The sequence below is a fragment of the Dyella sp. genome (assembly GCF_035486915.1).
Lineage (GTDB): Bacteria > Pseudomonadota > Gammaproteobacteria > Xanthomonadales > Rhodanobacteraceae > Dyella_B.
In genome coordinates this window covers 1-9,786 of the sequence record NZ_DATHMR010000157.1, presented here as the reverse complement: position 1 = coordinate 9,786, position 9,786 = coordinate 1, and the positions used below count along the sequence as shown (strand labels likewise).

12 protein-coding genes, 1 other RNA gene and 1 pseudogene are annotated in these 9,786 nt (G+C 58.2%); 8 read left to right on the top strand and 6 right to left on the bottom strand.

Features of this window, described 5'->3' with window-relative positions:
• Nucleotides 1–179, bottom strand: a pseudogene (locus VK725_RS12455) (heat-inducible transcriptional repressor HrcA); the annotation flags it as partial.
• Between the two features lie 150 nt (nt 180–329).
• Between VK725_RS12455 and recN the strand changes: the two are divergent.
• Nucleotides 330–2,003, top strand: a complete 1,674-nt coding sequence (recN, locus tag VK725_RS12450; RefSeq protein ID WP_325318375.1) for a DNA repair protein RecN — start codon at nt 330–332, stop codon at nt 2,001–2,003.
• A 168-nt stretch (nt 2,004–2,171) separates the two neighbouring features.
• Here the strand turns inward: recN and VK725_RS12445 are convergent, their stop codons facing one another.
• Nucleotides 2,172–2,807 carry a response regulator transcription factor gene (locus VK725_RS12445; protein ID WP_325318374.1) on the bottom strand — a complete coding sequence of 212 codons (636 nt, stop codon included), beginning with the start codon at nt 2,805–2,807 and terminating at the stop codon, nt 2,172–2,174.
• 50 nt (nt 2,808–2,857) lie between these two features.
• On the opposite strand from VK725_RS12445, the gene VK725_RS12440 reads away from it, so the two are divergent.
• Complete coding sequence (locus VK725_RS12440) at nt 2,858–4,450, top strand: MASE1 domain-containing sensor histidine kinase (RefSeq protein ID WP_325318373.1); 1,593 nt, start codon at nt 2,858–2,860, stop codon at nt 4,448–4,450.
• A gap of 310 nt (nt 4,451–4,760) precedes the next feature.
• Here the strand turns inward: VK725_RS12440 and fur are convergent, their stop codons facing one another.
• Nucleotides 4,761–5,177 (bottom strand): ferric iron uptake transcriptional regulator, encoded by a 417-nt coding sequence (fur, locus tag VK725_RS12435; protein ID WP_325318372.1) that lies wholly within the window; start codon nt 5,175–5,177, stop codon nt 4,761–4,763.
• Nucleotides 5,178–5,257: 80 nt separating this feature from the next.
• Here fur and VK725_RS12430 point away from each other — a divergent pair, with 80 nt between their 5' ends.
• Nucleotides 5,258–5,749 carry an outer membrane protein assembly factor BamE gene (locus tag VK725_RS12430; RefSeq protein ID WP_325318371.1) on the top strand — a complete coding sequence of 164 codons (492 nt, stop codon included), beginning with the start codon at nt 5,258–5,260 and terminating at the stop codon, nt 5,747–5,749.
• 39 nt (nt 5,750–5,788) lie between these two features.
• Here VK725_RS12430 and VK725_RS12425 read toward each other — a convergent pair whose 3' ends face one another.
• Together VK725_RS12425 and VK725_RS12420 are read right to left on the bottom strand one after the other, a co-directional pair.
• Entirely contained in the window at nt 5,789–6,064 is a 276-nt protein-coding gene (locus tag VK725_RS12425; RefSeq protein ID WP_325318370.1) for an RnfH family protein, read from the bottom strand.
• Nucleotides 6,057–6,488: a type II toxin-antitoxin system RatA family toxin gene (locus tag VK725_RS12420; RefSeq protein ID WP_325318369.1), complete on the bottom strand. Its 432-nt coding sequence runs from the start codon at nt 6,486–6,488 to the stop codon at nt 6,057–6,059. Before VK725_RS12420 ends, VK725_RS12425 begins: the two co-directional genes overlap by 8 nt.
• A gap of 78 nt (nt 6,489–6,566) precedes the next feature.
• Between VK725_RS12420 and smpB the strand changes: the two genes are divergently transcribed.
• The 5 genes from smpB (at nt 6,567) to VK725_RS12395 (ending at nt 9,257) form a co-directional block, all read left to right on the top strand.
• Nucleotides 6,567–7,061, top strand: a complete 495-nt coding sequence (smpB, locus tag VK725_RS12415) for an SsrA-binding protein SmpB (protein ID WP_325318368.1) — start codon at nt 6,567–6,569, stop codon at nt 7,059–7,061.
• Between the two features lie 277 nt (nt 7,062–7,338).
• Nucleotides 7,339–7,690: a transfer-messenger RNA gene (gene ssrA, locus VK725_RS12410) on the top strand.
• Nucleotides 7,691–7,915: 225 nt separating this feature from the next.
• The gene (gene tssD, locus VK725_RS12405; protein ID WP_325318367.1) at nt 7,916–8,398 is read left to right on the top strand and encodes a type VI secretion system tube protein TssD; all 483 of its coding nucleotides are present in this window, start codon (nt 7,916–7,918) and stop codon (nt 8,396–8,398) included.
• Between the two features lie 2 nt (nt 8,399–8,400).
• Nucleotides 8,401–8,805, top strand: coding sequence for a hypothetical protein (locus tag VK725_RS12400; RefSeq protein WP_325318366.1), 405 nt, complete (start codon nt 8,401–8,403; stop codon nt 8,803–8,805).
• A gap of 11 nt (nt 8,806–8,816) precedes the next feature.
• Nucleotides 8,817–9,257 (top strand): hypothetical protein, encoded by a 441-nt coding sequence (locus tag VK725_RS12395; RefSeq protein ID WP_325318365.1) that lies wholly within the window; start codon nt 8,817–8,819, stop codon nt 9,255–9,257.
• 147 nt (nt 9,258–9,404) lie between these two features.
• On the opposite strand, the gene VK725_RS12390 is transcribed toward VK725_RS12395, so the two are convergent.
• Nucleotides 9,405–9,786: hypothetical protein (locus tag VK725_RS12390; protein WP_325318364.1), on the bottom strand; the 382-nt coding region annotated here is incomplete at its 5' end.

The following is a 9,786-nucleotide window of genomic DNA, read 5'->3' as shown; positions in this document are numbered from 1 at the left end:
AGTCCGGCCTCTTCCAGGTCCGCCATGATGTTGCGGATCGTTGCCGGGCTCACATCCAGTCCAGAGGAACGCGAAAGCGTGCGCGACCCTACCGGCTCGCCATCAGCCAGGTACTGCGCAATCAACGTGCGCAGCAAACGCCGCGCGCGGATATCAAGTTCCTGATGACGATGAGGCATGCACTGTGGCAATCCGTGAGACGCTAAAGAAATAAGGTTTGGGAGGGGAGAATGCAAGAAAGCCCAGACTGGGCGTCGAACGCCTCCCGTCTCGCTACTCACCGCCTGCCCCTCCCCTTACAATCGCACGAACCACTGCCGCCTTCACCCATGCTCACCTCCCTTTACGTCCGCCACCTCGCAGTCGTTGAAGAAGCCGACATCACCTTCGGCCCAGGCCTGACTGTGGTCAGCGGCGAAACGGGTGCCGGTAAGTCCTTGTTGGTGGATGCTTTGATGTTACTTGCCGGTGCACGCGCTGACAGCAATATCGTGCGGGCCGGCAGCGATCGCGCCGAATTGATCGCGGAGTTCGACCTCAAAGGCCTGCCCGAAGCCGCCGCATGGCTCAAGCACGAAGAACTCGATGAAGACGGCGCCTGCCAGCTGCGTCGCGTCATTCGTGCCGAAGGTAGCTCGCGCGCGTGGATCAACGGCCGGCCCGCGACCATCGGCCAGATGGGCGACCTTGCCGCCCTGCTCGTCGAGATCCATGGTCAGCACGAGCATCAGGCACTGCTTGAGCGTACACATCAGCTCAATCTGCTCGATGCCTATGCTGAAAACGAGAAGCGCGTCGAACAGGTTCGCGATCTCGCCCTGCAATGGCGCGAGATCGGCGTCCGCATGCGCAAACTGAGCGGCGGCGACGATCGCGGTCACCGGCTGGAACTGTTGCGGCACGAACTGTCCGAACTGGAAAAATGGGCGCTTGCGCCAGCCGAACTGGCCGAGCTGGAAGCCAGTCACAAGCGCTTGGCCAACGCCAGCAAGCTCACCGAAGGTTTGACCGGTGTCGTTGAAATGCTCGATGGCGACAGCGAGCTGGCGCTTCGCCAGTCGCTAAGCCGCGCGCACACGGAGCTGGGCCGGCTGGCTGCCTTGGACGATCGCCTGGCACCCATGCTCGATCTGCTCGACAGCGCGCAAATCCAGCTCAACGAAGCCGTCGATGGCTTGGAGCGTTATGCCCAGGACGTCGATCTGGATCCCGAACGCTACGCCGAAGTCGATACGCATCTCACACGCCTGCATGAACTATCGCGCAAGCATCGGCTTCCAGCGACCGAGCTCGATGAAAAGCGCGCCGCCACCCAGACCGAGCTAAACGAACTGGAAAACGCCGGCGAAGCACTTGAGCGCTTGGGCACCCAACGCGATCAGCTGCAACGCGACTATGCAAAAGCTGCCGAGACACTGAGCAAGGCACGCCAGAGTGCCGCCAAGAAACTGGGCAAGGACGTCAGCGCACTGATGAGCGAACTGGGCATGGCAGGCGGCGTGCTGCAGGTTTCGCTCGAACCGGCCGAAAGCGACGAGCCCGATCCGCAGGGCCGCGAACGTTGCGAGTTGCTGGTCAGCGCCAACCCCGGCCAACCGCCGCGGCCGCTGCGTAAAGTCGCTTCGGGCGGTGAACTCGCACGCATCAGCCTAGCCATCGAAGTGGCGACGTTGGGCAAAGACACCATCGGCAGCATGGTCTTCGACGAAGTGGACACTGGTATTGGCGGTGCCGTAGCTGAAGTCGTCGGACAAAAACTGCGTGCGCTGGGTTCGCGTTGCCAGGTGCTGTGCGTGACGCACCTGCCGCAAGTGGCTGCGCAAGGACACTCGCATCTGCGCGTGAGCAAACACAGCGAAGGTAATTCCACGCACACGCGTATCGAAGCGTTGAACACGAACGGCCGTCGTGACGAATTGGCGCGCATGTTGGGCGGGGTTGAAATTACGCGTGAAACGCGTGCGCATGCGAAGCAGATGCTGGAGCGGGCGCAGACGGCTTGAGTTATTTTCAACCGTGTAACTTCGACTCCCGCGTGCTGATGTTGATCCGCTCCAGCGCCCGATCTCGCCTCGCCGTCATTCCAGCCTTCGCTGGAATGACGGCGAGGAATATTTGCTGTTGAGGGAGAACCGATCCCCGCGCCATCGCACAGATGTCCGCGTTGGGCGTTAACCGCGAGCCGGCAACAACCCACGCTCGCTGGCAATGCGATAAAGATCCAATTCCGACCCCGCGCCGAGTTTGCCCATCAAGCTCGCGCGATGGATGTAAACGGTCTTTTGCCCAATCCCCAGCTCCGCGGCCACCTGTTTCGGCGCACGCCCTGCGGCAAGAAGCAAAAACACCTCGCGCTCGCGTGCCGTAAGGCGATCGATCGGATCGAGCAAATCATTCGGACGCTCAGCACGACGCTGACGCAAGTCGGAGCTCAAGAACTGCTCGCCACGCATCACCGCGCGCAGGCCAGCCACAAGTTCTTCCGGTGCTGCCCCTTTGGTGACGTAACCGCTCGCTCCACGACGCAGGGCTTCGGAAACATAAGGCTCACCGTCGTGCATGCTCAGCACCACGATACGTGTCCCGGTGGCCACGCTGCGCAAATGTTCGATCAGTGGCAAACCGCTGCCATCGGGCAACGACAGATCGAGCGCCACCAAGTCGGGATGCCGCTGGCTGATTGCCTCGACCGCATCGTCGGCGTTGCGGCACTCGGCCACTACCTCCAAGTCAGGCTCCATTTCGATCAGTCGCTTGAACCCTTCGCGGACGATGGCGTGATCGTCGACCAGAACAATACTGTGCATAGTCCAACTGTATCAGTCTGGCGGCCTTGGTCCACATGTAACATCGGCGCATGCGACTGAAACCACTACTCAGCCTTAGCTCCGGTCCGCTCTTCGGCCTTGGCTACGCCGTGCTCTGGGCACTCCTCTGGCCGACCACGCAACCGGACTGGACGCTGCAATTCGGTCTTCGCTTCGGCGTGCTGCTGCTGTCACCCATCCGCTTCTGGCCGTGGCTGATCGGGGGTGAGCTGATTGCCGCGGGTTTGATCGATTACCTGCACGGCTACGCCCTCGGCTGGCAGATGTTTCTGTATGGCGATTTGCCGCAGCCGCTGGTCGTGGCGCTATGCCTGGGCCTGCTGCGTCGCGCCAACTTGCGACCGAGTTTGCGCGATCCGGAAGAAGTGTCGCGATTGCTTCTGTCGGCCGGCTTCACCGTCGTCGCTGCCACGGCCACCGATGCGTTGATGATGGCGTTCGTGCACGAGCTGCCGCCAACGGGCTTACTGCATGCATTAGGCGATGAGTTGCTCGGTAACTACGTCGGGCTGTTATTGCTGGTACCGCCGTTGATCATGGTGTGGCGCGCACGGCCATCCAAACAAGAGATGTCCGAATTGATGATGGATGGCTTGCTGGTGATGCTGCCTGCACTGGTCATTCTTCTTATCCTTACCGAACAGGCGGCGCCTCAGCGCGAATTCGCGCGCGTGCTGTCGTTAGCGCCGGTGTTGTTCTTCGCGTTTCGACACGGCTGGCGCGGCGCGAGCTTATCCATGCTTGTTTCGAGCCTCGGCATGGCATTGGTCGATCGCGTGTTTACGCACGTCATTCCCACCGCCAATTCGCATCTTTTTCTTGCGGTTGCGGGCACCGGTGCGTTGATGCTCGGCTCAGCCACCGATGCACTGCGCCGTAGTAGCGCGCGTGTTGCCGAGCAGAACGTCTATCTCGCCGCGGTGAATCGGCGCCTCGATCATCTCGCACGCCAACTTCGCGACGCTGCGCGCGGCAACATGCAAGCCGAAGAAAATCAGCGCCGCCACATGGCCGCGGAACTGCACGACGAACTCGGTCAAAACCTCACCGCTATCCAGACGCACGTGAAGCTTGCGCAAAACCGTTTGCAGCAAGCGGGACTGGAAGATGTGAGCCTGTCGATCAACAGCATTCTCGGCCACATGCGTCGCGCACTGCATCGATTGTTGGATGACCTGCGTCCGGCCGTGCTCGATGAATTCGGCTTGATGCGTGCGCTGGACGAAGGCCCGATCCGCGATCTCCTGAGCACCGCCGGAATGGTCTACACCACCGAGCTGCACGGCGATCCGCGCTTGGTTGAAGAAGACATTCGAACGGTGATCTATCGCCTCGCGCAAGAAAGCGCGACCAACGCCGTGAAACATGCGCAAGCCAGCGAATTTCGCTTACGCCTTCGCATTGGTGAACGCGCGGGCGTGGCCTTGGCGTTGCTGGACATCCGCGACAACGGGGTCGGCCTGCCCGACCGCGTGCCCCGCGGCGGCCGCGGGTTACAGGGCATGCGCGACCGCGTCACCTCCCTGGGCGGCCTATTCCGCCTGCGCCCGGATGGCCAGGGCGTACACCTTCGCATTTTGCTGCGCAGCAGCATTTCCCGTAGGGAAACCAGTGACTTGTGACACTGTAACTAGGAAATTTTCTGATATCGGACACGTAAAGGGTTCGTTAGGATCGTTCAATCGATGTGGGGGAGCCGCCATCGCAAGATGGTGAGCGCGGGTCAGCCGTGGGGACGGCGCGGCCCGAAGAACGGCAGGATGCCGTTCCGCCGGAGTCTGGACAAACGCACATATCGCGAGCAACTCGGGTATGCGGCAGGTCAAGAGACAACGGTAAGCCGCTGGGCGGACAGGAGTCCTCCCGCGGCTTTTTTTATGGGCGCAGGTAGAAGTGGCCAGGCCCCGCCAAGGGCCTGCTCTCCTGCCAGGGTTATCTACCCCGGTTTTTGGGTCGCACGTAAAGCACCAGGCTGTGGTCCTGAATCTCGTAGCCGTGCTTGGCCGCAATTTCACGCTGCAGGCGTTCGATCTCTTCGCTAACGAACTCGATCACCTTTCCGCTGTCCACATCGATCATGTGATCGTGATGCTGACCGCGATCCAGTTCGTACACCGCCTGCCCGCCCTCGAAATTATGTTTGCTGAGGATGCCGGCGGCCTCGAACTGGGTCAGCACGCGGTAGACGGTGGCAAGGCCGATATCTTCCTGATGGGCCAGCAACTTCTTGTAGACGTCTTCGGCCGTAAGGTGACGGACCCCGTCTTCCTCGAAGATCTGGAGAATGCGCATCCGGGGGTGGGTGACCTTCAAACCGGCCTTCCGGAGTTCTTGAGTTTCTTGCTCCATCGCATGCTCCCGATACGCGGTCAAATCAGGCCATTAGTGTATCATTCGATATCTTCACGTTCCGGACGGACGCACTACGAATGCAAAAGCTGATTCGCACGCTGGGCTTCGCCACGTTGGCCATATCCCTGGCCGGCTGCCATATCGTGTATACCCCCGACGTGGCCCAGGGCAATCTGTTCGATAAAGTCATCGACAAGAACCTTGCCTCACAGCTCAAGCCCGGCCTGACCAAGCGTCAGGTGCTGGTGTTGCTGGGTACGCCGTCGGTCGCATCGCCGTTCGATCAAAATCGCTGGGATTACGTGTCCACGTATTCGCATCGTGGCGAGAAGATGATGCTGAACACGGTCAGCCTGTTCTTCAACAATGACGTGCTCGTCCGCACCGAAGGTCAGCTCTATCTGCAAGATGCGCAGAAGCTGGTCAAGGAAAGCAACAAGTACAAGACCAACTACAACGTCAACGACACCTCAGGCGATAAAGACACCAGTGGCGGCAGTAGCGGCGGTGGTGACAGTGGTGGCGACGATAACGGTGGTGACAGCGGCGGCGACAACGGCGGCCACTGATCCGAGCAACCATGCCTCTTCTCAACGAGGCATGGTGACCTAACGCACGCGGCGACGGCGCGCATCTTTCGGATCGATCGTCAGCGGTCGATAAATCTCGACACGATCACCATCGCGCAACGTATCGTCCGGCGACACGCGGCGCGAAAAAACGCCAAGGCGTGATGGATCGAACGCAACCTCGGGCATAGCCTGCAAGATGCCCGACTGTTCAACCGCTTCGATAACGCGACTACCCGCGGGCAATGTGACCTTGCGCAGCAACTGACGCTCCGCCGTGGCGCATACCACCTCCACGGAAATACTGTCAGGCATACACGCGTTCCGCCTCTCGGCAGAAGTCATCGACCATGCGATTGGCCAGACCCTGAAAACCCAGTTTCAACGCTGCGCCGCCCAGGCGGCCGGCATAATCGAAATCCAGTTCCAGTGCGACCTTGCAGCCATCGGTGCCCAGGGGGATGAAATCCCAAAGACCGTCCAGGCTGCGGAAAGGTCCATTGACCAGACTCACCTGCAAGCGTCGTGGCCGATCGATCGTGTTACGCGTGGTGAAACTGTGATGGAAGCCGGCGAACTTGAGATCGAGCCGCGCCACCAGCATGTTCTCTCCACGCTCGATCACCTCGGCGTTGGCACACCAGGCGAAGCGCTTTGGGTATGCTTCGACCTCATTCACCAAGTCGAACATTTGCGCCGGCGAGTATTTCACCAGGGCGCTGCGGCGGATTTCGATCACAGTAGCCTCTTTGAATAATCGGGTCTGACCACCCGCGGTCAAACTAGCAGGGGGCAACAGGCCCGAAGTTTAACGGACATGGCAAAAGCGAAGGACAAAGACAAAAAGAATGCGGGTGGCACCATCGCGCTCAACAAGCGCGCCCGGCATGAATACCACATCGACCAGCGTTACGAGGCAGGCGTTGCCTTGCAAGGCTGGGAGGTGAAGGCACTGCGCGCCGGCCGCATCAACTTCGGCGACGGCTATGCCGTGGTATTGAAGGGGGAGATCTTCCTGGTCGGCACCTCCATCCCGCCACTCATCAGTGCGTCCACGCACGTGGTCGCGGCGGATCGGCGCACGCGCAAGCTGCTTCTGCACAAACAGGAAATCGATCAGCTCATTGGTGCCGTCGAGCGCAAGGGCTACACCCTCGTGCCCATCGCCATGTACTGGAAAGGCAATAAGGTCAAGGTGGAAATCGGACTCGCGCGCGGTAAGCAAGAACACGACAAGCGCAACACCGAAAAAGAACGCGATTGGCAACGCGAAAAACAACGCACCATGCGCTCCCACAACCGCAACGCCTAAAAGATTAAGCCCCTCTCCCTCCGGACGCGGAGAGAGGCCATGGATGGCATCGCCTTGGGGTGCAAGGAAGAGAGGTTGAGGTGAGGGTCCGCGCAACACGCGCGTCCATCCCCAACGCCACAACCGCAAAACACCGTCACCCCAGCGAAAGCTGGGGTCCAGCGCCTTTGCCTTCCAACAGTCCAGCACCCGCTGCACTCAACACAATCACGCCATCGACCATCCATCCACTCCGAACTGCTACAATTCATCTGCTTAAAGCAATCCCAATTTCCCCGGGGGTGTCATGGCTTCGACGGGGGTAGTGAGATAGCTTGGTGCATGCCGAGGGGGCAGCTTTCCTCGTTAAACCAGCCGCAAACTTATAGTTGCCAACGACGACAACTACGCTCTGGCCGCTTAAGGCCTAGCCCCGAACCCACGTGTGCCTGTGCTAGTGGATGTAGGGTCATTATCACGGGATCGCCCAAAACTGCCGTCTGCCGGTCAGGGTTAAATCAAGCGGACTGGTCCTTCGATGCGCCTCGCACTCTGTGCTGTCGCGGGACGAGATCTAACAGTGAGCTAAGCATGTAGTACCGGGCGTCAAACGCCTTCGGACGCGGGTTCGACTCCCGCCACCTCCACCACTAAAACAACAACGCCCTGCGAGAAATCGCCGGGCGTTGTTGTTTTTCCGCATTGGAAGAAAAGTGCGTCGTCGGCATTCCAACCTCAGAAGTAAGCCAACTGTATTTTGTCTTCCATTCCATATGCGGCTAAAAACCTTACCTATTTATTCCGAATCGCCTGATTTCTTAAACGATCACGCGAAAGTACACATTAGGTCGCATCAACTCCTCAAGGAATACTGCGTGTCGATTCCATTGCATCTATGGCTCAAGGACAGTAGCGGCAGCGATATTCGTGGCTCAAGCCAAGTAGTTGGCCGCGAAGGAAGCATCGAAGTTTTGAGCTTCAAACACGGCATGATTTCACCCGCAGACGGAGTTTCAGGGAAATTGTTGGGTCGCCGTGTGCATTGGCCTGTGATGATGGAAAAGGAAATCGACCGATCCTCCCCTGTGCTCTACATGGCGATTGCTCGCGCGCAAACCCTGCAATCTGCCGAGATTAAGTGGTATCGCATCGATGACTCTGGCCGGGAAATCGAGTACTTCAATATGATGATGCGGAACGTCAAGGTGGTAGCCATAACACCGCGGGTTGCGAATATCAAAGAACCATCAACCGCGAGCCAAAACCATATCGAGCAAATTCAGTTGCGCTACGAAGAAATTACATGGTGCTACCTGGATGGCAACCTGCAATTTCGTGATTCGTGGCATAGCTTATAGCCATGACAGATATCACGACTGCGAGCGAAGAGAACTGGGATCACTGGAAGCACGATTGCAGTGGCTTTGTGCATGCAGTTACAAACGAACTTGGAGCACCGCTCACCGGCACCGCCAATCAAATGGTGGACGACTTAACCACAGCCGGAAACGGGTGGACTGCCTTGGGTAACGATCCCCAAAACGCACAGGACTATGCCAACAAGGGATTCCTCGTGATTGCGGGTCTCAAGGCACGCGGTCATGGGCACGTAGTCATCATAGTTCCTGTATCACAAGCCCAAAGATATCCGGTTGGTTATTGGGGGCAATACGGAGGGACGGGCCGTAAGAACACAACAATTAATTGGTCGTGGAATCACGATGACCTATCAAAAGTGCAATACTTTGTCCGGCAGATACCATGAGGATGCAGCCCATGCGATTACGCAAATTTTCGCTCGCGGCGCTACTTGTCTCGATGCCAGCATCCACCAAAGATTGCAACCTTACATCGCTGACCATAACAAGCAATTCTGCCTCCGTCGGAAACGTTATTGTAACTTTAGGGAATGCGGACGATGCGCAGCAGCCTACGGCATGGTTAGGGCCAGTGACGATTTCCACCGATGGACAACCTGCATGCACAGCTAGCGAGTCCGTGTCCATTGTGGAAAAGCCTGTGCTGTTAGGACCCGATATTTTATTTGTCCCGACTTATTCGGGTAGCGAACGAATAATGTACGCATTGGATACAAAAACATGCCGTATTGTTTGGAAAAGCCACATTTTTTACGGCGATTCCAGCTATACACATGGCGCGCTGACCCTCGGAAATCATCGCGTCATTCTGAATAAAAAGTGCCACCCAGCAACATAGAAGAGTAGAAAAGAAAAACCGTATCAGGCGGGCTTATATGTTGCCGGTAATATTTCCAAAAACCGGTACCAAAAACTATCAAAACGGTACCGGGTTGACTTATTGGCTGTCACATGAAGCCAGGAAGCCAACTTGGTGCCGTTTTAATTATGAAAGTCGAACCTGACCCCTGTTTTTATACCGCGGATTCGCATCGGCCAGCACCTCGGCCAAGACTGGACCGGAATGGGTGCGCAGATAGAGCCTATGGTTTGGACATATGGCCGGCCCGAGCGCAATGACCTGCGAGAGCGCGATGACGAGTTCCTCTGCCGCGCCTAGCGTCCGATGAATCATGGCTCCCAACGCAGGACGTAGCGGAACGAGATCACTGGGTTTGGTCTCATCGTCCCTCCACGCGGTGATGGATGAAAACGGACGAATCGTGCGGTGGATGTAAGCCCCCTCCTCCATGACGACGATCGGCGGTGCCCGCGAGGATTTGAGCACGATGACGTCGCGCATGCGCTTTAGATCCGCAAAGAACGAA